Source organism: Leisingera sp. ANG59 (assembly GCF_013317235.1).
Lineage (GTDB): Bacteria > Pseudomonadota > Alphaproteobacteria > Rhodobacterales > Rhodobacteraceae > Leisingera.
Map to the genome: position 1 here is coordinate 374111 of NZ_WLCM01000004.1, position 24978 is coordinate 399088.

The 24978-nt window shown below is 64.1% G+C and carries 25 protein-coding genes; 17 read left to right on the forward strand and 8 right to left on the reverse strand.

What is annotated here, in order from left to right:
* Positions 1-250: 250 nt before the first annotated feature.
* Both ilvD and GKC28_RS06105 read right to left on the reverse strand, forming a co-directional pair.
* Positions 251-2095, reverse strand: coding sequence for a dihydroxy-acid dehydratase (gene ilvD, locus GKC28_RS06100; protein WP_174145986.1), 1845 nt, complete (start codon positions 2093-2095; stop codon positions 251-253).
* Positions 2096-2228: 133 nt separating this feature from the next.
* The gene (locus tag GKC28_RS06105; RefSeq protein ID WP_174145988.1) at positions 2229-3407 is read right to left on the reverse strand and encodes a benzoate/H(+) symporter BenE family transporter; all 1179 of its coding nucleotides are present in this window, start codon (positions 3405-3407) and stop codon (positions 2229-2231) included.
* A gap of 105 nt (positions 3408-3512) precedes the next feature.
* On the opposite strand from GKC28_RS06105, the gene GKC28_RS06110 reads away from it, so the two are divergent.
* The 3 genes from GKC28_RS06110 (at position 3513) to smpB (ending at position 5537) form a co-directional block, all read left to right on the forward strand.
* Positions 3513-4073, forward strand: a complete 561-nt coding sequence (locus GKC28_RS06110; protein WP_174145990.1) for a helix-turn-helix domain-containing protein — start codon at positions 3513-3515, stop codon at positions 4071-4073.
* Between the two features lie 81 nt (positions 4074-4154).
* Positions 4155-5009, forward strand: a complete 855-nt coding sequence (locus GKC28_RS06115; RefSeq protein WP_174145992.1) for a DMT family transporter — start codon at positions 4155-4157, stop codon at positions 5007-5009.
* A gap of 45 nt (positions 5010-5054) precedes the next feature.
* A complete protein-coding gene (gene smpB, locus GKC28_RS06120) occupies positions 5055-5537 on the forward strand; it encodes an SsrA-binding protein SmpB (protein WP_174145994.1) in 483 nt (160 codons plus the stop codon).
* Positions 5538-5539: 2 nt separating this feature from the next.
* Here smpB and GKC28_RS06125 read toward each other — a convergent pair whose 3' ends face one another.
* Positions 5540-6883 (reverse strand): leucine-rich repeat domain-containing protein, encoded by a 1344-nt coding sequence (locus GKC28_RS06125; RefSeq protein WP_254604154.1) that lies wholly within the window; start codon positions 6881-6883, stop codon positions 5540-5542.
* Positions 6884-6913: 30 nt separating this feature from the next.
* On the opposite strand from GKC28_RS06125, the gene sseA reads away from it, so the two are divergent.
* The 3 genes from sseA (at position 6914) to GKC28_RS06140 (ending at position 9381) form a co-directional block, all read left to right on the forward strand.
* Positions 6914-7768, forward strand: a complete 855-nt coding sequence (gene sseA / locus GKC28_RS06130) for a 3-mercaptopyruvate sulfurtransferase (RefSeq protein ID WP_174145996.1) — start codon at positions 6914-6916, stop codon at positions 7766-7768.
* Positions 7768-8952, forward strand: coding sequence for an amino acid aminotransferase (locus tag GKC28_RS06135; RefSeq protein WP_174145998.1), 1185 nt, complete (start codon positions 7768-7770; stop codon positions 8950-8952). The genes sseA and GKC28_RS06135 overlap by 1 nt, the downstream gene beginning before the upstream one ends.
* Before the next feature lie 171 nt (positions 8953-9123).
* Positions 9124-9381 (forward strand): hypothetical protein, encoded by a 258-nt coding sequence (locus tag GKC28_RS06140; RefSeq protein WP_174146000.1) that lies wholly within the window; start codon positions 9124-9126, stop codon positions 9379-9381.
* A 145-nt stretch (positions 9382-9526) separates the two neighbouring features.
* On the opposite strand, the gene GKC28_RS06145 is transcribed toward GKC28_RS06140, so the two are convergent.
* A complete protein-coding gene (locus GKC28_RS06145) occupies positions 9527-10861 on the reverse strand; it encodes an ammonium transporter (protein ID WP_174146002.1) in 1335 nt (444 codons plus the stop codon).
* A gap of 26 nt (positions 10862-10887) precedes the next feature.
* Entirely contained in the window at positions 10888-11226 is a 339-nt protein-coding gene (locus GKC28_RS06150; RefSeq protein ID WP_174146003.1) for a P-II family nitrogen regulator, read from the reverse strand.
* A 272-nt stretch (positions 11227-11498) separates the two neighbouring features.
* Here GKC28_RS06150 and GKC28_RS06155 point away from each other — a divergent pair, with 272 nt between their 5' ends.
* Positions 11499-13712, forward strand: coding sequence for a transglycosylase domain-containing protein (locus GKC28_RS06155; RefSeq protein ID WP_174146005.1), 2214 nt, complete (start codon positions 11499-11501; stop codon positions 13710-13712).
* A 218-nt stretch (positions 13713-13930) separates the two neighbouring features.
* Here the strand turns inward: GKC28_RS06155 and GKC28_RS06160 are convergent, their stop codons facing one another.
* Both GKC28_RS06160 and GKC28_RS06165 read right to left on the reverse strand, forming a co-directional pair.
* Positions 13931-14527: a phospholipid-binding protein MlaC gene (locus GKC28_RS06160; RefSeq protein WP_174146007.1), complete on the reverse strand. Its 597-nt coding sequence runs from the start codon at positions 14525-14527 to the stop codon at positions 13931-13933.
* Positions 14528-14529: 2 nt separating this feature from the next.
* Complete coding sequence (locus tag GKC28_RS06165) at positions 14530-15282, reverse strand: VacJ family lipoprotein (RefSeq protein ID WP_254604155.1); 753 nt, start codon at positions 15280-15282, stop codon at positions 14530-14532.
* 171 nt (positions 15283-15453) lie between these two features.
* On the opposite strand from GKC28_RS06165, the gene GKC28_RS06170 reads away from it, so the two are divergent.
* The 6 genes from GKC28_RS06170 to GKC28_RS06195 all read left to right on the forward strand — a co-directional run bounded on the left by GKC28_RS06170 (position 15454) and on the right by GKC28_RS06195 (position 21454).
* Entirely contained in the window at positions 15454-17187 is a 1734-nt protein-coding gene (locus GKC28_RS06170) for a type I secretion system permease/ATPase (protein ID WP_174146011.1), read from the forward strand.
* Positions 17184-18488 (forward strand): HlyD family type I secretion periplasmic adaptor subunit, encoded by a 1305-nt coding sequence (locus GKC28_RS06175; RefSeq protein ID WP_174146013.1) that lies wholly within the window; start codon positions 17184-17186, stop codon positions 18486-18488. The genes GKC28_RS06170 and GKC28_RS06175 overlap by 4 nt, the downstream gene beginning before the upstream one ends.
* A gap of 197 nt (positions 18489-18685) precedes the next feature.
* Positions 18686-19144 (forward strand): RidA family protein, encoded by a 459-nt coding sequence (locus GKC28_RS06180; protein ID WP_019297302.1) that lies wholly within the window; start codon positions 18686-18688, stop codon positions 19142-19144.
* Positions 19141-19914 carry a glycerophosphodiester phosphodiesterase family protein gene (locus tag GKC28_RS06185; RefSeq protein WP_174146015.1) on the forward strand — a complete coding sequence of 258 codons (774 nt, stop codon included), beginning with the start codon at positions 19141-19143 and terminating at the stop codon, positions 19912-19914. The genes GKC28_RS06180 and GKC28_RS06185 overlap by 4 nt, the downstream gene beginning before the upstream one ends.
* Before the next feature lie 47 nt (positions 19915-19961).
* Entirely contained in the window at positions 19962-21149 is a 1188-nt protein-coding gene (locus tag GKC28_RS06190) for a GNAT family N-acetyltransferase (protein ID WP_174146017.1), read from the forward strand.
* A complete protein-coding gene (locus GKC28_RS06195; protein ID WP_039181257.1) occupies positions 21146-21454 on the forward strand; it encodes a 4a-hydroxytetrahydrobiopterin dehydratase in 309 nt (102 codons plus the stop codon). The genes GKC28_RS06190 and GKC28_RS06195 overlap by 4 nt, the downstream gene beginning before the upstream one ends.
* 148 nt (positions 21455-21602) lie before the next feature.
* Here GKC28_RS06195 and GKC28_RS06200 read toward each other — a convergent pair whose 3' ends face one another.
* Entirely contained in the window at positions 21603-22091 is a 489-nt protein-coding gene (locus GKC28_RS06200) for a peroxiredoxin (RefSeq protein WP_174146019.1), read from the reverse strand.
* Between the two features lie 95 nt (positions 22092-22186).
* On the opposite strand from GKC28_RS06200, the gene GKC28_RS06205 reads away from it, so the two are divergent.
* From GKC28_RS06205 to GKC28_RS06220, 4 genes are all read left to right on the forward strand, one after another.
* Positions 22187-23398 (forward strand): NAD(P)/FAD-dependent oxidoreductase, encoded by a 1212-nt coding sequence (locus GKC28_RS06205; protein WP_174146021.1) that lies wholly within the window; start codon positions 22187-22189, stop codon positions 23396-23398.
* Positions 23395-23955: a 16S rRNA (guanine(966)-N(2))-methyltransferase RsmD gene (rsmD, locus tag GKC28_RS06210; RefSeq protein WP_174146023.1), complete on the forward strand. Its 561-nt coding sequence runs from the start codon at positions 23395-23397 to the stop codon at positions 23953-23955. Before GKC28_RS06205 ends, rsmD begins: the two co-directional genes overlap by 4 nt.
* Before the next feature lie 124 nt (positions 23956-24079).
* Positions 24080-24742, forward strand: a complete 663-nt coding sequence (locus GKC28_RS06215) for an HAD family phosphatase (protein ID WP_174146025.1) — start codon at positions 24080-24082, stop codon at positions 24740-24742.
* 24 nt (positions 24743-24766) lie between these two features.
* Positions 24767-24958 (forward strand): hypothetical protein, encoded by a 192-nt coding sequence (locus GKC28_RS06220; protein WP_174146027.1) that lies wholly within the window; start codon positions 24767-24769, stop codon positions 24956-24958.
* Positions 24959-24978: the final 20 nt, after the last annotated feature.

Below are 24978 nucleotides of genomic sequence, written 5' to 3' on the forward strand. Positions count from 1 at the left end.
GCGGGCGGGTGCCTCATCTGGCAGAGCAGCTTCTCCTTTGCCGAAATACTCCCGCCGGAGGCGCGCCGTGCGCCAGCACGCCACGCCCAACGCCGCGGGGCGTGCTGGCGTCAGCCAGCGGGCCAAAGCGGGGGCGGGAGGGCTTGGCTGATGCAGGACGTTTACTGAGAAGCGGTTTCAGGCGCGGGACGCAAAAGAAAACCCGCCGCGTTTGAGCGGCGGGTTTGGTGTGTTTAGTGACCGGATGGCCTCAATCTTCGTCCGGCAGCGCGCGCACGGCGCCTTTGGCCGCCGAAGTGGCCAGCAACGCATAGGCCTTCAGCGCCTTGGAGACCTTGCGCTTGCGCGGCTCGGCCGGTTTCCAGCCCTTGGCGTCCTGCTCCTCGCGCCGCACCGCCAGCTCCTCGTCGGAGACCGCCAGGTGGATGGTGCGGTTGGGAATGTCGATCTCGATCTTGTCGCCTTGGCGTACCAGGCCGATGGTGCCGCCTTCGGCTGCCTCAGGCGAGACATGGCCGATCGACAGGCCCGAGGTGCCGCCGGAGAAGCGGCCGTCGGTCAGAAGCGCGCAGGCTTTGCCGAGACCCTTCGATTTCAGGTAGGAGGTCGGATAGAGCATCTCCTGCATGCCGGGGCCGCCGCGCGGGCCCTCGTAGCGGATCACCACCACGTCGCCTTTCTTGACCTTGCCGGTGAGGATGTCGTTCACCGCCTGGTCCTGGCTTTCGCAGACATAGGCGGAGCCGGTGAACTTCAGGATGTGCTCATCAACGCCCGCGGTCTTCACGATGCAGCCGTCCCGCGCGATATTGCCGAACAGAACCGCCAGCCCGCCGTCCTGGCTGAAGGCGTGTTCCTTGGCGCGGATCACGCCGTTCTCGCGGTCGGTGTCCAGCTCTTTGTAGCGGTTGGCCTGGGAGAACGCCTGCGTGGTGCGCACGCCGCCCGGTGCCGCCTTGAACAGGTCAAGCGCCTTGGGGTTGTCCGTCACCTTGATGTCCCAGTTGGCAATCGCCTCGCCCATGGTGGCGGTATGCACGGTGTGGCAGTCCTCGTGCAGCAGCCCTGCGCGGCTCAGCTCGCCCAGGATCGAGAAGATGCCGCCGGCGCGGTGCACGTCCTCCATGTGGACGTTGTGGATGTTCGGCGCGACCTTGCACAGGCAGGGCACCCGGCGGCTGAGGCGGTCCATGTCGGACATGGTGAAGTCCACCTCGCCCTCGTTGGCAATCGCCAGCAGATGCAGAACGGTGTTGGTGGAGCCGCCCATGGCGATGTCCAGGCTCATGGCGTTCTCGAACGCCTCAAAGGTGGCGATCTCGCGCGGCAGCAGGCCCTTTTCCTCGTCCTGGTAGTGGCGCTTGGTGATCTCGACGATCTTGCGGCCGGCTTCCAGGAACAGCTCCTTGCGGTCGGCGTGGGTGGCGAGCGTCGAGCCGTTGCCCGGCAGCGCAAGTCCCAGCGCCTCGGCCAGGCAGTTCATCGAGTTGGCGGTGAACATGCCCGAACAGGAGCCGCAGGTGGGGCAGGCGTTTTCCTCGATGTGCTTCACCTGCTCGTCGGTGAATTTGTCATCCGCGGCGGCGACCATGGCGTCCACCAGGTCGATCTTCTTCATGTCCAGATCGGCGATGTCGATCTTGCCCGCTTCCATCGGGCCGCCGGAGACGAAGATCGCCGGGATGTTGAGGCGCATGGCGGCCATCAGCATCCCCGGAGTGATCTTGTCGCAGTTGGAGATGCAGACCATCGCGTCGGCGCAATGGGCGTTGACCATGTATTCGACGCTGTCGGCGATCACCTCGCGCGAGGGCAGCGAGTAGAGCATGCCGTCATGGCCCATGGCGATGCCGTCATCCACCGCGATGGTGTTGAACTCCTTGGCGACGCCGCCGGCCGCCTCGACCTCGCGGGCGACCATCTGGCCCAGGTCCTTGAGGTGGACGTGGCCGGGCACGAACTGGGTGAAGGAGTTGACGATGGCGATGATCGGCTTGCCGAAATCATCGTCCTTCATGCCGGTGGCGCGCCACAATCCGCGCGCGCCCGCCATGTTGCGGCCATGGGTGGAGGTTCTGGATCGGTACTTTGGCATCAGGCTGGTTCCCTTAGTCTTTGCCCTCAGGGACACGATTTGCGCAATAAAGGCAACCGGGCGGGGCTCTCTTCGGTAATATTGGCGCAGATTGCGCCGGATTTAAGTGGCGAAATGTCTCTGGCGGTGGTTCTCAGGCGCGTACCGGGGCGGGTTCGGGGGCTTTTAGCCAGTGATTCACCGCAAGCCCCAGCACCAGCGCCCAGAACGGCGCCCCGATTCCCAGGAAACTGATGCCGGAGACCGTGGTCATGAAGGTGATCAGCGCCGCCTCGCGCCCCTGCGGTTCCGCCAGCGCGGCGGACAGGCTGTTGCCGATGGTCGCCAGCAGCGCCAGGCCCGCAACGGTGGCGACCAGCGCCTTGGGGGCGATCAGGAACAGGCTGATGACGGTGGCGCCGCCGAGCCCCACCAGAGTGTAGACGAGGCCCGTCATCACGCCTGCCAGATAGCGGGTGTGCGGGTTCTCATCCGCCTCTGGCCCGGCGCAGATCGCGGCGGTGATGGCGGCGAGATTGAAGGCAAAGCCGCCGAAGGGCGCCAGGACCAGCGAGGCCAGGCCGGTGATGGTCAGGCTGGCAGAGACCGGCGGTTCATAGCCGCAGGCCTTCAGCGCCACCACGCCGGGCATGTTCTGCGAGGACATGGTGACGATATAGAGCGGCAGGCCGATGCCGATCAGCACCGGCAGCGAGAAGGCGGGCATGACGAACTCCGGCCGCGCCAGCGTCAGGTCCAGCGCCTCCAGGCTGCCAAAGGCGCCGGTGCCTGCGCACCAGGCCACGCCTGCCGCCAGCACCGCGGGGATACAGTAGCGGGGAAACAGTTTGCGCCCCGCGAGGAAGGTGAGGCCCATCACCGCCACCAGCGCGGTATCGGTCTGCAGCGAGGTGAAGGCCGAAAGGCCGAACTGGAACAGGATGCCTGCCAGCATGGCGCTGGCCAGGCTGTCCGGAATCAGGCGGGAGAGGGCGGCGAACCAGCCGGTGATGCCGGTGAGGGTCAGCAGCACTGCGCAGAGCAGGAAGGCGCCGACCGCCTCCGCCAGCGGCACGCCGTTGAGGCTGACTGCGAGCAGCGCCGCGCCGGGCGTCGACCAGGCGGTCAGGACCGGCATCCGGTACATCAGCGACAGGATCAGGCTGGTGAGCCCCATGCCAAGGCCCAGCACCAGCATCCAGCTGTTGGCCTGGGACTGGGTAGCGCCCACCGTCTCGATCGCCTGAAAGATGATGGCGACCGAACCGGTGTAGCCGACCAGAACGGCAACCGCGCCGGAGACAAGATGCGAGAGCTTCAGATCCTTAAGCATGCGGGTTTTCCTGTGGCGCCGGATAGGGTAGGGGTTTCGTGCGTTATAGCGCACACTACATTCCGTGCGTTATAGCGCACAAGACTTTTTTGACGGGCAGAGACAATGAGCGATGACGGCATCACCCTGAACCTGCGGGAAATCCGCGCGGCGGCGGGGTTTAGCCTGTCCAAGGCAGCGGAGGCGACCGGGGTCAGCAAGGCGATGCTGGGGCAGATCGAGCGCGGCGAATCAAGTCCGACGATTGCCACGCTGTGGAAGATCGCCAAGGGGTTCCACCTGCCGCTGACCGCCCTGATCGGCGAGGCAACCCGGCCGGTGGGGGAGGCCGCCGGGGTTTATGAGACGGTGCAGTTTCCCGGCAGCATCGGGGTCAAGATCGTGTTTCCCTTCGACCCATTCCTGGGGGCCGAGACCTTTCAGGTCACGCTGAAGCCGGGGCAAAGCCATCAGTCGCAGCCGCATGACACCGGGGTGACGGAGGAGGTCTTTGTGCTGCATGGCTCGATGGAGGTGCTGAAGGACGGGGAATGGGTGCCGTTGGAGGCAGGCCAGGGCCTGCGCTTTGCCGCTGACCAGCCGCATGGCTACCGCAGCCTCGAGACCGGCGCGGCCTTCCTCAACATGCATCATTACCGGCAGGCGGGTCTGACGCAGCGGGATTGATGTGCTTCACTTGTGTATTTTCTCCAGGCTGCCTACCACTTGCGCAAGTGATTGAGTTTTAGGGATTTGAGGAACACCGTAATGGACACGCTGCGCGGAAGCCTCCTGATGGTGCTGGCCATGGCGGCTTTTGCGCTGGAGGACATGTTCATCAAATCCGCCGCCGCCAGCCTGCCGGTGGGGCAGATCCTGATCCTTTTCGGCCTCGGCGGCATGGCGGTTTTTGCAGGCCTGGCGCGTGCGCAAGGTCACGCCCCCTGGCACCCGGGGTTCGGCACGCGCCCGATGCTGTGGCGTTCCCTGGCGGAGGTCGTGGGGCGGCTCTGTTTCACCCTGGCGATTGCGCTGACGCCCTTGTCCTCTGCCTCGGCCATCCTGCAGGCGACGCCCTTGGTGGTGGCCGCAGGGGCGGTTGTGTTCTTTGGCGAGACCGTCGGCTGGCGGCGCTGGCTGGCGATCGGGCTGGGGTTTGCCGGGGTGTTGCTGATCCTGCGGCCGGGGCTAAGCGGATTTGAACCGGCCTCGCTGTTTGCGGTGGCAGGCACGCTGGGGTTCGCGGGCCGCGATCTGGCCACCCGCGCAGCGCCGAAGGACATGAGCAACCATCAGCTGGGGTTCCTGGGATTTGCCATGCTGGTGGTGGCAGGCGTCATTGCCTTGGGCTGGACCGGCGGTGCGGCCTGGCCTGAAGCGCGCAACTGGCTGGATATCGCGGCGGCCACGGTGATCGGGGTGATTGCTTATAACGCGTTGTCGGGGGCGATGCGGGCAGGGGAGATCTCGGTCATCGCGCCGTTCCGCTACACAAGGCTGGTCTTTGCCATGGTGCTGGGGGTGCTGGTGTTCGGTGAACAGCCCGATGCGCTGACCCTCATTGGCAGCGCGGTGATCGTCGGCAGTGGTGTTTTCACGCTGCTGCGCAGCCGCAAGGCGTAAGCGCCATCTTGCGCCCGCCGCAGCGCGGCCTTACATCTGCCGCCCATGGCCAAGAAGAAGCAGACATCAGACCCGAACTACAAGGTGATCGCCGAAAACCGGCGGGCACGCTTCGATTACGCGATCGAAAGCGATATCGAATGCGGCATCGTGCTGGAAGGGTCCGAGGTCAAGGCGCTGCGCGGCAATGGCACCAATATCGCCGACAGCTATGCCGCGGTGGAGGAGGGCGAGCTGTGGCTGGTGAATTCCTACATCCCGCCTTATGCGCAGGCCAAGGTGTTCAAGCATGAGGAACGCCGCCGCCGCAAGCTCTTGGTGTCGCGCAAGGAACTGTCGGACCTGTGGAACCTGACCCAGCGCAAGGGCATGACCCTGGTGCCGCTGGTGATCTATTTCAACCACAAGGGCCGCGCCAAGATCAAGCTGGGCATCGCCAAGGGCAAGAAGCTGCATGACAAGCGCGAAACCCAAGCCAAGCGCGATTGGGGCCGCCAGAAGCAGCGGCTGCTGAAGGACGCGCGCTGATCCTAGGGCGTCCTGGTGATGTATCTGGCAATCTGATCTTTTCCCAGAAGCCTCCTTTGCGACCGGCTGTCCGGACCGGCATAGAGGATCCGGAGGTTCTCGGTCTGCAGCAGCGGGAGGAGGAACTCTTGAGGCAGGCCAATGGCCCGCAGGATGGACAGCTGCTTCAGGCCTTTGAGCGGTTCCAGGTCCAGGATGCCCGTCCCGGAAATGCCAAGTTCCTTGAGCTCCTGCATGTGCCGGACCGGTGCCAGATTGGTCACGGCGGTGTCAGCGGCTGAGAGTTCCTGCAAGCGTATCCCTGCAAGCGGCTCAAGGCTGGCGACTGCGCTTCCGTCCAATACCAGTCGGCGAAGCAGCTTGAGCTCTGACAGGGGAGCAAGGTCCCGGACCTGCGTGTCTGCAAGGTCCAATTCCGCCAGGCTGCTTGCTCCTGTCAGGGGGGTCAGGTCGGCCACGCGGCTGCCTGTCAGGATCACGGTGTGAAGGGCAGGCTTGTTCTGCAGCCCCTCCAGGCTTTGCAGGCGGCTTCCGTCAGCACGCAGCATTTCCAATCCGCTGGAGGCAGCCAGCGGCGCCAGGCTTTCGACCGGGCATCCGGAGATCCAAACCACGCGCAGGTTCGCGGCAGAGAGCGGTGCCAGATCCGAAATCCCGGTGTTGAACGCCAGAAGAAACTCCAGCGTTTCGACCTCTTCCAAAGGTGCCAGGTCCCTGACGCCGGAATCGGCGATATTCAGGCTTTGCAAGCGCGTATATCTGCGCAGGAAAGAGAGATCGGTCACCTCCCTGATGCCCCAGACGGACAGGTGCTCGAGTCCGGTCATGCGCGACAGCGGAGTGAAGTCGCGGGCTCGGACAGAATCAAGGCTCAGCCGCCTGAGTTCTGGCAGCCGGGTCAGAGGTGCCAGGTCGGATACCGTGAGTCCCACCAGTGCCAGATTCTTCAGATTGGGAAGCTGAGCTAAAGGAGACAAGTCTACCTGGGCCTCAAATCCCGGCTCTGCCATCAGCGACAGATCGGTCAAATGCTGAAACCGTATCAGCGCCTGCAGGTCTGGCGTGCCTGTGCCTATCCGGACATTTGCCTTTAAATCACTGTCTTTTATGCATGTGCTTCCGAATGCTGTACAGCTGGCATGCACGGGAAGCGGTGCGGACAGCCAGGCAGACAATAAGAAAAATGCAAGAAAGCTGCGCAAGCCGGGCATTCGAATACCTTTTCTGAAACGTGCAGCAAGTATGCAGGTGACTTGTTGCTGCTCCGTAAAACACGCGCAAGATGCTTGCATTGGCAGGTGAGGGGACAGGATAGCTTGCACCGCCCAGCCACGGGATGTACCCATGGCGCTATATGCAGATAGGGAGACGCTTTGATGCAGGACGATCCGAAGACGCTGGTTTCCACGGACTGGCTTGCCGCCCATCTGAAGGACCCGGATCTGCGGGTTCTGGACGCATCATGGTATCTGCCGCAGCAGGGGCGGGACGCCAAGGCGGAGTATGAGGCCGGCCATATCCCCGGCGCGCGGTTCTTCGATATCGACGAGATCTCCGACAACCGTTCCGACCTGCCGCATATGGTGCCGCCGGTTGAGAAATTCATGTCCAAGCTGCGTGCCATGGGCGTCGGCGACGGCCATCAGGTGGTGGTCTATGACGGCGCCGGGCTGTTTTCGGCGGCCCGCGTCTGGTGGCTGTTCCGGCTGATGGGGCAAAACAATGTTGCAGTGCTGGATGGCGGTTTCCCGAAGTGGCAGGCCGAGGGCCGTCCGGTTGAGGACCTGCCGCCGGTGATCCGCGACCGCCATATGACCGTGCGGGTGCAGAACCACATGGTGCGCGATGTGACCCAGGTCTCTGCCGCGGCCAAGCTTGGCGATCATGAAATCATCGATGCCCGCTCCGCCGAACGGTTCCGCGGCGACGCGCCGGAGCCGCGCGAGGGCCTGCGCGCGGGCCACATTCCGGGCTCCCGCAATGTGCCGTTCGGCCAGGTGCTGAAGGCCGATGGCACCATGAAGGATGCCGAGGGCATCCGCGCCGCCTTTGAAAGCGCCGGCGTCGATCTGAATAAACCTGCGATTACTTCCTGCGGTTCGGGCGTCACCGCCGCCATCCTCAGCCTCGCCCTGGAGCGGATCGGCAAGACCGATCATTCGCTTTATGACGGGTCCTGGGTGGAATGGGGTGCCTTCCCGACCCTTCCCGTTGCTACCGGAGAGAACTGATGTTCGAGACCCTGAAACCCCAGCCCGCCGACAAGATCCTGGCGCTGATGCAGATGTACCGCGACGACCCGCGCGCGGACAAGATCGACCTTGGTGTCGGCGTCTACAAGAATGCCGAGGGCATCACCCCGGTGATGCGCGCGATCAAGGCGGCTGAGCACAAGCTGTGGGAAGAGCAGACCAGCAAGGCCTATGTCGGCCTGGCGGGCGACCCGGCCTATGCGGATGCGATGATCAAGCTGATCCTGGGCGATGCGGTTGCGCGCGAGAACATCGCGGCGGCAGCGACCCCCGGCGGCACCGGCGCCGTGCGCCAGGCGTTTGAGCTGATCAAGATGGCCAACCCCAAGGCCCGCGTTTTCGTGTCGGACCCGACCTGGCCGAATCACGTGTCGATCCTGAAATATGTCGGCATCGAAACCGTCGTCTACCGCTACTTCGACCGCGAAACCCGCGGCGTGAACTTCGATGGCATGATGGAAGACCTGAAGGGCGCGCAGAAGGGCGATGTGGTGCTGCTGCACGGCTGCTGCCACAACCCGACCGGCGCCAACCTGAACGAGGTGCAGTGGAAAGAGGTCATTGCGCTGCTGAACGAGCGCGGCCTGATCCCGATGATCGACATCGCCTATCAGGGCTTTGGCGACGGTCTGGAAGAAGACGCGCTGGGCGTGCGCCTGGTCGCTTCCTGCTGCCCCGAGACGCTGATCGCGGCCAGCTGCTCCAAGAATTTCGGCATCTACCGCGAGCGCACCGGCCTGCTGATGGCGGTCTCCAACGATGCCTCCGCGCAGGCGCTGAACCAGGGCACCCTGGCCTTCCTGAACCGCCAGAACTACTCCTTCCCGCCGGATCATGGCGCCCGTCTGGTGACCATGATCCTGAACGACGACGCGCTGCGCGCTGACTGGGCTGCTGAGCTGGAAGAGGTGCGCCTCGGCATGCTGGGTCTGCGCCAGAGCCTCGCGGATGAGCTGCAGCGCCTGACCGGCTCCGACCGGTTCAGCTTCATTGCCCAGCACCGCGGCATGTTCTCGCTCCTCGGCACCACGCCGGAGCTGGTTGAGAAGATGCGGGTCGACAACGGCATCTACATGGTTGGCGACAGCCGTCTGAACATCGCGGGCCTTAACGCACAGACCGTGCCGGTACTGGCCAAGGCGATCGTTGACGCCGGCGTCTGAGCCTCCGGCACTTTAGAATTTTGAAACGCGCCCCTCTCGGGCGCGTTTTTTTCTTGGCGCGGGGCCGGAGATCGCTTGACGCCGGGTCATGCATCACGGTGCGACGGAAGCGGCAGCGGCCCGCGTTTGTGCTTGCAGATGTCATAAGCAACACAGCCTAGGAGACCTGAAATGACCCTCGCAAAATCTGCCCTCGCCCTGATCCTGTCCGCCGCCGTGGCCCTGCCGCTTGCTGCGCCCGCTTTTGCCGCAAACGGTGAGGTTATCGACCGGGTGGAAAACCGCGCCGACCGCCGCGAGAACCGCCGGGATGAAGCGGTCGATACCGGCGTCTGGGACGTGGTGGAAGATCATCTGGACCGGGCCGAAGACCGCCGCGATTACCGCGACCAGAAGGCGCCCAAGGTGATTGTGGTCCCCCAGAGCTGAGACCGCGGCCTGCGCCGCGGCAGCGGCGCCTGGCCCCAAAGGTGGGAATCACCTGTGATGATCCTGCTGCTGGCGGGAGCCACCCGCGGCAACGGAAGCGCGGCGCCTGAAACAGGCGCCGCGCAATTTTTTACCGGGGCCGGACTTAGCTCGGCGAGAACTCCGGGTAGGCCTCCATGCCCAGTTCCGCCATGTCGAGGCCATTGACCTCGTCCTCTTCCTCGACCCGGATGCCCAGGGTGGCGCGCAGGATGATCCAGACCACGGCAGAGGCGGCGACGGTGAAGACACCCACCACGGCAATGCCAGTCAGCTGGGTCAGCAGGCTGGCTTCGGGGTTCGACAGAACCACGGCCACGGTGCCCCAGATGCCGCAGATCAGGTGAACAGGGATGGCACCGACCACATCGTCGATCCGCAGCTTGTCCAGGAATGGCACCGCAAAGACAACGATCACACCGCCGATGGCTCCGATCAGGGTCGCGAGGCCCAGGCCCGGGGTCAGCGGCTCGGCGGTGATGGCCACCAGGCCGGCCAGCGCGCCGTTCAGGATCATGGTCAGGTCCGGCTTGCGGAACAGCAGCTGGGTCAGCACCAGCGCGGCCACTGCGCCGCCTGCCGCAGCGGCGTTGGTGTTGGAGAAGATGCGGCTGATGTCAGCCACGTCGCCGATCGAGCCCATCGCCAGCTGCGAGCCGCCGTTGAAGCCGAACCAGCCCATCCACAGGATAAAGCAGCCCAGGGTCGCCAGCGCCAGATTGGAGCCGGGCATCGGGATGGTCTTGCCGTCCTTGTACTTGCCGATGCGCGGGCCGAGGATCAGCGCGCCGGTCAGGGCCGCCCAGCCGCCCACCGAATGCACCACGGTGGAGCCTGCAAAATCCAGGAAGCCCATCTGATCCAGGAAGCCGCCGCCCCATTTCCAGCTTGCCTGGAACGGGTAGATCACAGCGGTCAGGATGATGGTGAAGATCAGGAAGGGCCACAGCTTGATCCGCTCCGCCAGGGTGCCCGACACGATCGAGGCGGTGGCCGCGCAGAACATCAGCTGAAAGAAGAAGTCGGAGCCGGTGGCGGCATAGGAGTAATCATCGGCGCCTTCTGCGGTGATGCCCACCGCCTCCAGCACACCGGGGCCGAAGACGCCGGACAAGACGCCGTCGACGGCCCAGTTGCCCAGCGGATACATCAGGTTGTAGCCGATCAGCCAGTAGAACACCGCGGCCAATGAAAACAGCGCCATGTTCTTAGTCAGCTGCATGGTCACGTTCTTGGACCGCACCAGGCCGGCCTCTAGCATGGCGAAGCCCGCCGCCATCCAGAACACCAGGCAGCCACCGATCAGGAACAGCAGCGAGTTCAGGATGAACACGGTATCGGTCGCCGGATTCACACCCGGGGCAGGGCCGTCCTGGGCCAGCGCCAGGCCCGGCAGCGCGCTCAGCGCCAGGGCCGCAAGGGGGAGTTTCAGGGTCTTCATTAGTCTTTCCTCCATGCCGGGCGCGGTTACAGCGCCTCGAGGTTGGTTTCGCCGGTGCGCACCCGCACGGCCTGTTCCACATCCAGAACAAAAATCTTGCCGTCACCGATCTTGCCGGTGCGGGCGGTCTCGGCGATGGCGCTGACGGCCGCCTCGGCCTGATCCGCAGGCACCACCAGCTCCAGCTTCAGCTTCGGCACGAAATTCACTTCGTATTCCGCGCCGCGGTAGATTTCGGTGTGGCCGGCCTGGGCGCCAAAGCCCTTGATTTCGGTGACCATCAGCCCGCTCACGCCAAGACCGGTCAGCGCCTCGCGGACCTCGTCCAGCTTGAAGGGCTTGATGGCGGCAATGATCAGTTTCATCTCTGCATCCCTTAGTTTTCGCGCTGCCCCGGCCCCATGCCGATGCATTGTGCACCTGCAGCAAAACCGCCGCCCCGAGTCGTGCAAAGCCAGGGGCAGCAAGATTCCGCGCGTCTTTCTGCGAGCGCACAATAATTTTGCGCCTTTTGCCCGGTTCGCTTAAAAACCGGCCATCTGGCAAAGGGGGAAAGGTCCGGATTCTGCCCCCTCAACAATCCGGCGCGGGCAGGGTATGGTCCCCGGACAACGGGCAAACCGGGCAGGAACAGACGATGGCTCAAGGATCCGGGCGCAAGCCCTTGGTGGCAGAGAAACGGTATTCGACAGGTGGCAAGGGCAAACCGGCCGCCAAGAAACCTGCGCGGAGGAAGCCCTCTTCCAAGGCTAAAAAGCCGGGCCTGCTGGGGCGGCTGTTCGGCCGCAAGAAGACCCGCACCAGGCCGGTGCGCAAGAAACGCGGCATGATCGGCTGGCTGCTGGCGCCCTTTGCCTTTGTGTTCCGGCTGGCCTGGGGCTTTACCTGGCGTGTCGGCATGGTTGCCTGCGGGCTGGTGGGCCTGGCGGTGGCCTTTCAGTATGCCCGCCTGCCGGATGTCTCAGCCTACCTGGACGGCCGCGCCCGCGGCTCCGTCACAATTCTGGACCGTGAGGGCGAGGTGTTTGCCTGGCGCGGCGACCAGTTCGGCGGCGTGGTGACGGCGGAGACGGTTTCGCCGCATCTGAAAAATGCCATTGTCGCGACCGAGGACAAGCGGTTCTACCGCCACTTCGGCCTGTCGCCGCGGGGCATCGCCAGCGCTGTGCGCATCAACCTGAACGAAGGCCGCGGGCCTCTGTCGGGCCATGGCGGCTCCACCATCACCCAGCAGGCGGCAAAACTGCTCTGCCTCGGCAAGGTCTACGACCCGGCTGAGTGGAAGAGCGAAAGCGCCTATGAGGCCGACTGCCGCAAGGGCTCGCTCTGGCGCAAGGGGACCGAGGCGATCTTTGCCCTGGCGATGGAAGCCAAATACACCAAGGACGAGATCCTCTCGATCTACATGAACCGCGCCTATATGGGCGGCGGCGCCTATGGCGCCGAGGCCGCGGCGCAGCGGTATTTCGGCAAATCCGCCAACCAGCTGAACCCGGCAGAGGGCGCGATGCTGGCGGGGCTGCTGACCGCTCCCTCGACGCTGGCGCCGACCAACAATCTGCAGCGCTCGCAGGACCGGGCCGCCACCGTTCTGCGGCTGATGCAGGAGCAGGGCTATCTGACCACGGCGGAGATGCAGAGGTATCAGGACAGTCCAGCAGAGCTGAGCGAAGCCGCGGCGGCGCGGGCAGGCGGCTATTTTGCCGACTGGGTGATGGACAGCATTCCGGACTTCCTGGGCGACCAGACCACCGAGGATGTGGTGATCCGCTCCACCATGGATCAGCGCCTGCAGGCCGCCGCAGAAGAGGCGCTGAAGTACGTTTTTGAGAACAAGGTCCGCGAGGGCTCCAAGGCGCAGGCCGCGATTGTGGTGATGAGCGCCGATGGCGCGGTGCGCGCCATGGTGGGCGGGCGCAAGACCCGCGTGTCGGGTGTGTTCAACCGGGCCACCCAGGCGAAGCGGCAGACCGGGTCGGCGTTCAAGCCCTTTGTCTATGCCACCGCGCTTGAGCTTGGCTATTCGCCATATGACAGGGTGCTGGATGCAAAGTACTGCCTGAACATTCCCGGCTCCGGCCAGTGGTGCCCCGACAACTACACCCGCAAGTTCTATGGCGAGGTGACGCTGGCGCGCGCGCTGCGGGATTCGCTCAACGTGCCGGCGGTCAAGATCTCGGAGGCGGTGGGCCGCGACAAGGTGAGCCGGGTGGCCAAGGACTTTGGCATCGATAGCGATCTCGCGGCCGGGCCTGCGCTGGCGCTGGGCGCCTCGGAAAGCAGCCTGCTGGAGATGACCGGGGCCTATGCCGGCATCCTCAACGGCGGCTCCTCGGTGACGCCTTACGGGGTGACTGAGCTGAAGCTGGTCGAGGACAGCGACGCGCTGATGGGTGCCAGCGGCGGCATCGGCGAGCGGGTGATCCGCACCGAGGCGGCGCAGCAGCTGGTCTGGATGATGGAGAAGGTGATTGCCGGCGGCACCGGCCAGCGGGCGCAGATCCCGGGCTGGCAGGCGGCGGGCAAATCCGGCACCACTTCGGCCGCCAAGGACGCCTGGTTCATCGGCTTCACCGCCGATTACGTTGCCGGTGTCTGGATGGGCTATGACGACAACACGCCGCTGTCGGGGGTGACCGGCGGCGGCCTGCCGGCCGAGATCTGGCGCGAGACCATGGTGCGGGTGCATGAGGGGCTGGAGCCGAAGCCGCTGCCGATGCTGGAACCCGCTCCGATCGCACCGCCGCCTCAACAGCCCCGCCAAGAGCGCCGCCGCCGCCAGGGGCCGAACCTTGGCCAGGAACTGGGCCGTGCGGTCGACAGTATCCTGCGTGACATCCTGGGCAACTGACGGGATCACCGGCTCGGGGCGCTCCCGTCCGGCGCCGCACCTGGGGGCGGCGTGCGCCCGGCCCGCCGGGCCGGGTGCCAGGGCCCACATGAGCAAGGCATCTTTAATGCTGCAGCAAAGGGCTGAAGTGCCGCGCAGCACCTGGAGCAGCAGGCACACTGCTTAAAAGAGAAGGCCCCCCGGAGGGAGCCTGTCTCAATGCCCGGAATGGTGCCGGTTCAGCTCAGGCGCTGCAGTTCGGCGATCAGCGCGTCAATGTCGCCCTTCTTGCTGTCCAGGATCGCGCCGATCTCGGTGCGTTCGGTCAGCAGCAGGTTCACACCCTCGATGAACATGTTGAAGAACAGGTCGCGGCCGGAGCGGTCCGACACAAGGAAGGTCACCTCAAACGGCGATTGGCCCTTGAGGTAGGCAATGGTGCTTACCTCATACCATTTCTTCACCTTCTTCACGCCCTTCACTTCCAGCTTGCCGCCGATGAATTCGCGGAACCGTTTGCCGTATTTGCGCGAGATGTAGCCCTGGAAGGCATTCGAGAATGCCTTCTTCTGGGCAGGGGAAGCACGGCGCCCATCGGCTCCCAGCGCATAGGCTGCGATATAGGACGTGTCGCTGTATTGCTGGAAGATCCGCTCGAAGTCCCGGAACATGGCGCTTTCGCTCTTGCCGGAGTCGATCACCCGGTTGATGTCGGCAACCAGGCGATTGATTAATGTGCTGGCACTGCTTTCGGTCAGCGCCCACAGGGGCTGGGGTGCGGCTGTCAGTGCGGCAGCTCCGGCGCCGAGGCCGGTCAGGAATTTGCGGCGGTCCATATTCAAAATCCTTCAGTGTTCAGTTCGAACGGATCGATTTCCTTGATTTCCTTTGCATCCCCCAGCTGGAACCGGCGGTTCTGCAGGTAGATCAGCCGCGACTGCGCATAGCTGTCGGCGCTCTCGTAGAGAATCGAGTCGATTGTGTCGGAATAGTTGCCACGATCGCCCATGCGGCGCACGATCTCGGCGTAGATGGTTATATTGTCGGCAGTATTCTGCTCGACATGGCCCAAGGGGTTGGTGAAGAAATCAACCGCTACCCCCACAGCGTCGCGGCTGGTGGACGGGCCAAGCAGCGGCAGCTCCACATAGGCGCCCTCGCCGACGCCCCATTTGTGCAGCGTTTCGCCAAAATCGGTATCGACCGCAGGCACCTTGAACTCAGTGGCGGGGTCAGCCAAGCCCCCAAACCCCACGGTCGAATTGATCACGAAACGCGAAAAAGCATTGCCCGCCGTTTTCAGATCGCCCTGCAGCAGCGCGTTGACCATCTGGCCGGGCATCGACAGGTTTTCAGCGAAGTAAGAGAAGCTGGTGACCATCGGCGCGGGGACAATCGCCACATAGCCCTTGGACGCAGGGCGGAAGGCGAGCCGGTCGACACCACGGTTGAAGGCGTGAATGGTCCGGTTCGTCCGCTCATAAGGGTCGAACACTTCGCCGGAGGCGCGCGCAACCGGATCCTGGGTGGCGCAGCCAGCGGCAAAGGCGGCCAAAATCAGCGCAGGTAAAAATTTAAGCGGTCGCAACATCAAGGGCATTCGGATAAGTGTCCAATTGGAACTGGAACGGGCGCATTGGAGGGCAAATAAGGGGTCTTGCGCCGTATTCCAGTCTGATTACATTTTTTTGCCTGGCCATGCCACAACTGGTACAATTCCAGCCCTGACTTGAAGCTATCGAACCACTATTGCAGTCTGAGCATGAATAAAACCCTTTACAAAAACGGATATGAGGAACTGCGGCAGGTGCGGCGGCAAAGCCGCGGCCTGTACTGGTTCACCGGGGTCTTCAGCTTCTTCGTGAACTTGCTGATGCTGACCGGCCCGCTGTACATGATGCAGGTCTATGACAGGGTGCTGGGCAGCCGGTCGGAGGCAACGCTGCTGGCGCTCTCGCTGCTGGTGGTGTTCCTCTACGGCATGATGGGGCTGCTGGATTATGCCCGTGGGCGGATCATGGCGCGGGTGGGCGCGCGGTTCCAGGCGGCGCTGGACAAGCGGGTGTTTGACGCAATGATCCGCCGTTCGGCGGTGGCGCAGGATCCGGTGGCGCAGACCGGCCTGTCCGACCTGGAGGCCGTCCAGCGGCTGATTGCCTCGCCGGTGCTGACCGCGGCGTTTGATCTGCCGTGGACGCCGGTGTTTCTCGCGGGGATCGCGTTGTTCCACCCCTGGCTGGGATTGCTGGCGCTGGCTGGCGGTGCGGTGCTGGTGGTGATTGCGCTGTTGAACCAGATGTTCACCCGGCTGCCCCAGCAGAAGGCGAGCATGACCGGCCACAAGGCCAATCTGATGTCCGAGGAGATCCGCAACGAGGCGGAGATGATCCAGTCGATGGGCATGCGCGGCGCCTCGTTCGAGCGCTGGAAACAGGCCCGCGATGCGGCGCTGGCCGACAGCGTGACGGCCAATGACACCGGCGGCGGATTCACCACTTTGACCAAGACGCTGCGGCTGTTCCTGCAATCGGCGATGCTGGGGCTGGGCGCCTATCTGGTGCTGCAGAACCAGGTGACGCCGGGTGCCATGATCGCAGGCTCTATCCTGATGGGCCGGGCGCTGGCGCCGATAGAACTGGGGCTGGGCCAATGGGGGCTAGTGCAGCGGGCGCTGAAGGGCTGGCACAATCTGGCGGAGCTGCTGGACAAGGTGCCGGAGGAGGATGCGCGCACCGCGCTGCCCAAGCCGAAGGCGCTCTTGGAAGTGCAGGGGCTGGCGGTGGTGCCGCCGGGCAGCAACACGCCGCTGCTGCGCAACGTAAATTTCCGGGTGCAGCCGGGCCAGGCGATCGGGGTGATCGGGCCGTCGGGATCGGGGAAGTCGACCCTGGCACGTGCCTTGACCGGGGTCTGGCGGCCTGCAGCCGGGTCTGTCCGGCTGGACGGCGCGTCGCTGGATCAGTACGCACCGGATGTGCTGGGCGGCCATATCGGTTACCTGCCGCAGCGGGTGCAAGTATTTGACGGCACCATCGCCCAGAACATCGCCCGCCTCAATCAGCAGCCTGACGCAGAGAAAGTGGTGGAGGCGGCCCGTAAGGCCGCCGCGCATGAGATGATCCTGAAATTGCCCGATGGCTATGACACCCGTGTCAACGCCACCGGCGGGCGGCTGTCGGGCGGCCAGATGCAGCGGGTCGGGCTGGCCCGCGCGCTGTTCGACGATCCGGTGATCGTGATCCTGGATGAGCCGAACTCCAACCTCGACAACGAGGGCTCGATCGCGCTGAATCAGGCGATCAAGCAGATCAAGGCGGAGGGACGCTCGGTTCTGATCATGGCGCACCGTCCGGCGGCGATCCAGGAATGCGATATGCTGCTGGTGATCGACAAGGGCACTCAGACTGCTTTTGGCCCCAAAGACAAGGTGCTGCAGGAAATGGTCGCCAACCACCAGAACATCCGCCAGGCCACTGGCACGGGAGGCGTGCGATGAGCGTGGAAAGCAACTGGCCCGCGCGGCGGCCGCTGATGATTGGTGTGATTGCCCTTCTTGTGCTGGTGGGCGGCTTCGGCTCCTGGTCGGTGCTGTCGTCGATATCCGGCGCCGTGGTGGCAACGGGGCGTATTGAGGTCGACCGCAACCGGCAGGTGGTGCAGCATCTGGATGGCGGCATTGTTGACGAAATCCTGGTGGATGAGGGCGATACGGTTGCCGAAGGAGATACCCTGATCCGGCTGGATGCCAACGAGCTGACGTCGCAGCTGGTGATCGTGGAAGGCCAGCTGTTCGAGCTAATGGCGCGGCGCGGCCGGCTGGAGGCGGAACGGGACGAAGCGGCGGAGGTGACCTTTGATCCCGAGCTGCTGAAGGCGGCTGAAACCCAGTTGGAGGTGAAGGATCTGGTCGAAGGCCAGCGGCGCTTGTTTCAGGCCCGCAGGGACACCACCGCACGTGAGATTGAGCAGCTTGAGAAACGCCGGGCGCAGATCCAGGAGCAGATCCGCGGGATCCAGGCGCAGCAGAAATCCATGAAGGTGCAGCTGGATCTGATCGGTGAGGAACTGGGCAACCAGCAATCGCTCTTGGACCGCGGTCTGGCACAGGCGGCCACCGTTCTGAACCTGCGCCGCACGCAGGCCAGCTTGGACGGCCAGCTGGGAGAACTGGTAGCGGCCGAGGCACAGGCAGAGGGGCGGATCACCGAAATCGACATCGAGATCCTGAAGCTGGGCACCGGCCAGCGTGAGGAGGCGATCACCCGATTGCGCGACCTGCGCTACCAGGAGCTGGAGCTGGCGGAGACCCGCCGCTCCCTGCAGCAGCGGCTGGCGCGGCTGGACATCACCGCACCGGTCTCGGGTGTTGTCTACGGGCTGCAGGTGCAGACCCCGCGCTCGGTGATCCGGCCGGCCGACCCTGTGCTGTATCTGGTGCCGCAGGACCGGCCGCTGGTGATTGCAGCACAGGTTGCGCCAACTGACATCGATCAACTGTTCACCGGGCAGGAAGTGACCTTGCGGTTCTCGGCTCTGGACCAGCGCTCGACACCGGAGCTGTTCGGCCGCGTGACCCAGGTCTCCGCGGATGCGTTTGAGGACCAGGGCAGCGGCATTTCTTATTACCGGGCCGAGATTGAGCTCAACCCCGGAGAGCAAGGCCGCCTGCCAGCGGGCACGGTGCTGATTCCGGGGATGCCGGTGGAAAGCTACATCCGCACCGCCGACCGCTCGCCGCTGGGCTATCTGGTCAAGCCGCTGGCGGATTACTTCAACAAAGCCTTCCGTGAAAGCTGAGGCGGCAGCCGGAAATCCGCACGAATTCCGGCCGTGGACAAACCGGTTTCCATGGACGTTTCCCTTGCAGGGAAACGGTTTGGTGCTGGCTGCCGCGCTTGACGGCGGAAAGCCTCGCCATGGCATCGCATTTTCCCTTTCCGAAACCTGCCGTGGCGGGTAGCGTCCCGGCAATTGAAGACTCGGAGGAATGTGCCATGAGCATCGAAGCAAAACTGAAAGAGCTGGGTGTGACCCTGCCTGACGCGCCGGCACCGGCCGCCAACTATGTGCCTTATGTCGTAGCTGGTGACATGGTCTATATCTCCGGCCAGATTTCGGCGGATGAAAACGGGCTGATCACCGGCACCTTGGGTGCTGACATGGACGTTGATGCAGGCCAGGCCGCTGCCAAGCGTTGCGCGATCGCGCTGCTGGCACAGCTGAAGGCCGCCTGCGGCGGCGATCTGGAGCGTCTGGTACGCGTCGTGAAACTGGGCGCCTTTGTCAATTCGACCGCCGATTTCACGCAGCAGCCGCAGGTGGTGAACGGCGCCTCCGACTTCCTGGTCGAAGCGCTGGGCGACATCGGCCGCCATGCGCGGTCCGCCGTCAGCTCGCCCTCGCTGCCGCTGGGCGTTGCGGTTGAAATCGACGGGGTGTTCCAGATCAAATGACGCCGCCCCTGCCTGCCGCATTCCTGACCGTCCCGCTGGCCCACCGCGCGTTGCATGATGTTGCAGACGGGCGTCCGGAGAACAGCCGGGCTGCTGTCCGTGCAGCAATTGCGGCAGGCTACGGGATCGAGATCGACCTGCAGCTGTCCAAGGACGGCTGCGCCATGGTTTTTCACGACTATGACCTGGACCGGCTGGCCGAAGGCTCCGGTCCGGTCCGCGCGCTGACGCGCGAGGAGCTGCGCGCCGTTCCGCTCAAGGGCGGGGACGGCGAAGGCATCCCTGATCTTGGGGAAGTCCTGGAGCTTGTTGCAGGACAGGTGCCGCTGCTGATCGAACTGAAGGACCAGCACGGCGAAATGGGTCTTACCGGCGGTGTGCTGGAACAGGCCACGGTTGACGCGCTCTGCGGCTACGACGGTCCGGTGGCGCTGATGTCCTTCAACCCCAATTCCGTGGCGGAGCTGGCCCGGCTGGCGCCGGACACCGCGCGCGGCATCACCACCAGCGCCTATGACCCGTCCGAATGGCCGGAGCTGCCCAAGGCGGTTTGCGATGACCTTCGCGCCATTCCGGATTTTGACCGCAGCGGGTCCAGCTTTATCAGCCACGAGGCCGGCGATCTGGCGCGCCCGCGGGTACAGGCGCTGCGCAGCGCCGGAGTGCCGGTTCTGTGCTGGACCATCAGATCACCCGCCGAGGAAACCGCGGCGCGGGCCTTTGCCGACAATGTGACATTTGAACAGTACCTTTCGCCGCTAACATCTTGATCGCTTTGGCCCGCACCCCACATCTTGAAGCGGTGCGGAGGAATTGCATGGCTCAGGCGCATATCGACATCCGGGTGCTGGCGTCGCTGTCGCAGATCACGGCAGAGGACTGGGACGCCTGCGCCTGTCCCGAAGCCGCGGACGGCGGACGTCCGCTGGATCCCTTCACCACGCACCGGTTCTTGAGCGCACTGGAAGACAGCGGCTCAGTCGGGCCGGGCACCGGCTGGCAGCCGCAGTATCTGACGGCCTATCAGGAGGGGCAGCTGATTGCTTGTGCCCCGCTCTATGCCAAGGGGCACAGCCAGGGCGAATACATCTTCGACCACAACTGGGCGCATGCCTATGAGCAGGCGGGGGGGCACTATTACCCCAAGCTGCAGATCGCGGTGCCCTTCACCCCGGCCACAGGCCGCCGGTTCCTGGTGCGCCCGGGATTTGATGGCATTGGCCATTCGGCGCTGCTGCAGGGTGCGGTGCAGCTGGCAGCTGACAACAACCTGTCGTCGCTGCATGTGACCTTCTGCACCCAGGATGAAGCGCGGCTGGGCGAGGAGATGGGCCTGATGCTGCGCACCACGCAGCAGTTCCACTGGCAGAACGACGGCTACGCCGATTTCGAGGCCTTCATGCGGGCTCTGTCCTCGCGCAAGCGCAAGAACATACGCAAGGAGCGGATGCAGGCCCAGTGCTTTGGCGGCGACATTCGCGCCTTTCGCGGCGATGAGCTGCGCCCGGAGCATTGGGATGCCTTCTGGGAGTTCTACCAGGACACCGGCGCGCGCAAATGGGGCTCGCCCTATCTGACCCGGCAGTTCTTTGACATTGCCCACCGGACGATGGCCGATGACATCGCGCTGATTCTGGCGGAGCGCAGCGGGCGCTACGTCGCCGGAGCGCTGAATTTCATCGGCCGCAAAACGCTTTACGGCCGTTACTGGGGATGCGTTGAACAGCACCCCTGCCTGCATTTCGAGTTGTGCTATTATCAGGCCATAGAGCTGGCGATTGCCCTGGGGCTTGACCGGGCAGAAGCCGGCGCACAGGGTGAACACAAGCTGGCACGCGGCTACATGCCGTGCCAGACACACAGCTTGCACTGGATCGGCGATCCCGGGTTTGCCGGGGCCGTCGGACGCTACCTTGAGGCTGAGCGGGCCGCCACCGAGGAAGAGATCGAAATCCTGACCGACTACGGCCCGTTCCGCAAAGCCCATGTGGAGGAACAAGAATGACGGAAAAACTGTCCGACGCCACCCGCGGCCCGCTGCTGGAGCCGCTGTTCGCCACCGGCTGGGAGATGGTGGAAGGCCGTGATGCCATCACAAAGACCTTCAAGTTCAGCAACTTCGCCGACGCTTTCGGCTGGATGACCCGTGCCGCGATCTGGGCCGAGAAGTGGAACCATCACCCGGAATGGAGCAACGTCTACAATCGGGTGACGGTGGTTCTGACCACCCATGATGTGGACGGGATCAGTGCCCAGGACGCCAAGCTGGCGCGTAAGATGGACGGGCTGTTCGGCGAGCCGCAGGAGTGATCCGGGCGGCTTGAAGAATAAGTCAGCATTTATGTCCGAACGTTTCACGCGTGAAACATTCCGGCATGGGTTTTGATTTTGTTATTTACTAAATATTAAGGGGTTGCGGTGGCCACCGCCTGTTCAGGCGGCCACCGGGAAATCAAGCTCAGCCCATGGATTCCAGCAGGCCTTCGCCCGCGGACAGTTCGCACTGGCCAGGGTTTTCTTCCTTGTTGAGGATTTTCACCTCGCCGTCCTCCACCAGCATTGCATAGCGCAGCGAGCGGCCGATCAGGCCTGCAGGCGGGGCGTCAAAGCGCATCCCGATGGACTCGGTAAAGCTGCAATCGGCATCCGACAGCATGGTGATGCCGGCTTCGGTGGCGCCGGTGTTGTCACCCCAGATCGACATGACGAAGGGATCATTGCCGGCCAGGCAGATGATCTCATCAACGCCCTTGGCGGCAAAATGGTCTTTGGTGCGGATGAAGCTGGGCACATGGGCGGAATGGCAGGTGCTGGTAAAAGCGCCCGGAACTGCAAAAATCACAACTTTGCGCCCTTTCAGCTTGTCTGCCAGCTGCACCTGTTCAGGGCCGTCCTTCCCAATCCGTGTCAGTGTCGCGTCCGGCAGCTGGTCTCCAACAGAAATCATTGCACGTTCCTCTTTCTCCTGATTGCGTTTTGGGGCCCCGCGTATATAGGGTCCGTTGAAAGCGTGACGGGAACTATTGCGGGAGGCAAGGGAATATGTCCCACATCGTCGTGATTGGAGCGGGGCAGGCGGGGTCCTCGCTGGTGGCAAAGCTGCGCAAGGACGGGTTCGAGGGGGAGATCTCCCTGATCGGCGCCGAGGAGGCGCTGCCCTATCAGCGGCCGCCGCTGTCCAAGGCGTATCTGCTGGGCGAGATGGAAGTGGAACGGCTGTTCCTGCGGCCGGAGAGCTTCTATGCCGAGAACAACATCACCCTGAAGCTGGGCCGGCGCGTCACCGGGATCGATCCGGCGGCCAAGACGGTGTCGCTGGGCGATGAGGTGATCTCCTACGACCAGCTGGCGCTGACTACCGGGTCCGACCCGCGCCGCCTGCCGGCTGCGATCGGGGGCGACCTGGACGGCGTCTATGTGGTGCGCGGGCTGACCGACGTGGACGCGATGGCGCCCAATGTGACCGGGGGCAAGCGCGCGCTGATCGTCGGCGGCGGCTACATCGGGCTAGAGGCTGCAGCGGTTTGTGCCAAGCGCGGCGTCAAGGTAACGCTGGTCGAGATGGCCGACCGGATCCTGCAGCGTGTTGCGGCGCCGGAGACCTCAGACTTCTTCCGGAATCTGCATTCCAGCCATGGTGTGGACATCCGCGAGGGCGTCGGGCTGGAGCGGCTGGACGGCGAGGGCGGCAAGGTCACCCGCGCCATTCTGAGCGGCGGTGAAGTGCTGGATGTGGATTTTGTCGTGGTTGGCGTCGGCATCACGCCCTCGTCGCAGCTGGCGGAGATGGCCGGTCTGGAACTGGAAAACGGCATCAAGGTGGATGCCAAGGGCCGCACATCGGATCCGGCAATCTGGGCGGCAGGAGATTGCGCCTCCTTCCCGTTCCAGGGCAACCGAATCCGGCTGGAAAGCGTGCCCAATGCCATCGATCAGGCGGAAGTCGTGGCACAGAACATGCTGGGCGCGGACAAGGACTATATCGCGACGCCGTGGTTTTGGTCGGATCAATACGATGTCAAACTGCAGATTGCGGGCCTGAACACCGGTTACGACAATGTGGTCATCCGTCAGGGCGAGGGCAGCCAGGTCTCTTTCTGGTATTACAAGGGCGACCAGCTGGTTGCGGTGGACGCGATGAACGACCCGCGTGCCTATATGGTCGCCAAACGGCTGATCGACGCAGGCAAGACCGCCGACAAGGCCGTCGCCGCGGACCCGTCAGCCGATCTGAAGCCGCTGCTGAAAGCGTGAGGATCATTGCAGGAGACTTCCGCGGCCGGGCCTTGGCCGCGGTGGGCAAGGGCGATGCGGTCGCCCATCTGCGCCCCACCACCGACCGGGTGCGCGAAAGCCTGTTCAATGTTCTGATGCACACCGGCGCCATCCCCGGCGCCCGGGTGCTGGACCTGTTTGCAGGTACCGGCGCGCTTGGTCTGGAAGCGCTGTCGCGCGGCGCGGCGGAAGTCCTGTTCGTCGATGACGGGCACGTGTCAGGCGGGCTGATCCGCAAGAACATCGCCATCTGCCGGGCGGAGGACCGCTGCACACTCGCGCGCCGTAATGCGCTGAAGCTGGGGGTTAACCCGGATGCGCCGTATAATCTGATCTTCCTCGATCCGCCCTATGGCAAGGGGCTGGGAGAGAAGGCGCTGGCGGCTGCGGCGGCCGGCGGCTGGGTGGCGGAGGATGCGCTGGTGGTCTGGGAGGAAAACACCCTGATGGCCGCGCCGGGCGGGTTTGAACTGCAGGACAGCCGCAAATACGGCGATACCCACATCACCCTGATGTGGCGGGATGTTTCCGGCTAAAAGCGCTTTGCGCGGCATTGGTGGCCGCTGGTTTGCCGCGGGGCGGATGCTGCACTACTACTGAACGGGATCCAAGCCTGCGTGCCGCGCAGGTATTTCCATTTTCGCGTTGAGGTGCCTGTGCATGCCTAAGACCTTTCCGACTCCGAAACTGGTTATTTTGGACTGCGATGGCGTGCTGGTGGACAGCGAGCCGGTCTCGAACCAGGCGTTGGCAGACAACCTGAGCGGCCATGGGCTGCCGATGACAGCGGAGCAGTCGATGGCGCATTTTGTCGGCGGCACAATGGCCGGCGTGATGGAGACGGCCAGAGGCCTGGGGGCGGATCTGCCGGACAGTTGGATCGAAGAAATCTGTGCAGAAACCTTTGCAATGCTGGAGCGGGGGGTGCCGCTCATGCCGGGCATTCCACGGCTGCTGGCAAGGCTGGATGCCAGCGGCATCCCGGTCTGCGTGGCTTCCAACGGCAGCGAGGACAAGATGCGGATCACCCTGGGCCAGAACGGGCTGTGGGAAAGGTTTCATCCGCATGCGATGTTCTCAGCCCATTCGCTGGGTGTTGCCAAGCCTGAGCCGGGGCTGTTTCTGGCAGCGGCCAGCCATTTCGGGGTGCAGGCCCGGGATTGTCTGGTGATCGAGGATAGCGGCAGCGGCGTTACCGCGGCGGTGCGCGCAGGCATGCGCTGCCTTGGCTATGCGCCGCAGGGCGGCGGCAGAAAGCTCGCTGCGCTGGGGGCGGAAGTTTTCAGCGACATGGCAGAAGTGCCGGCGCTTTTGTCGATCTGAGGCCTCTGTGCTATCTTTCAAGGCATGGAACAGACATTGCGCAGCCCGTTCCTGCCGCCTGTGACCAAGGCCGAAGCCGGGACAAAAACCAAGCCGAAACCAGCCCGGACACCGCTATTCATTCAGGATGCGGTGACACCGTGGGGGGACGACACCCTTCTTCTGGCCTTGTGGCGCATACAGGAAGCTGAGCGGCAGGACGGCACCGGCTCCTGACAGGATAGGTCCTTCATCCG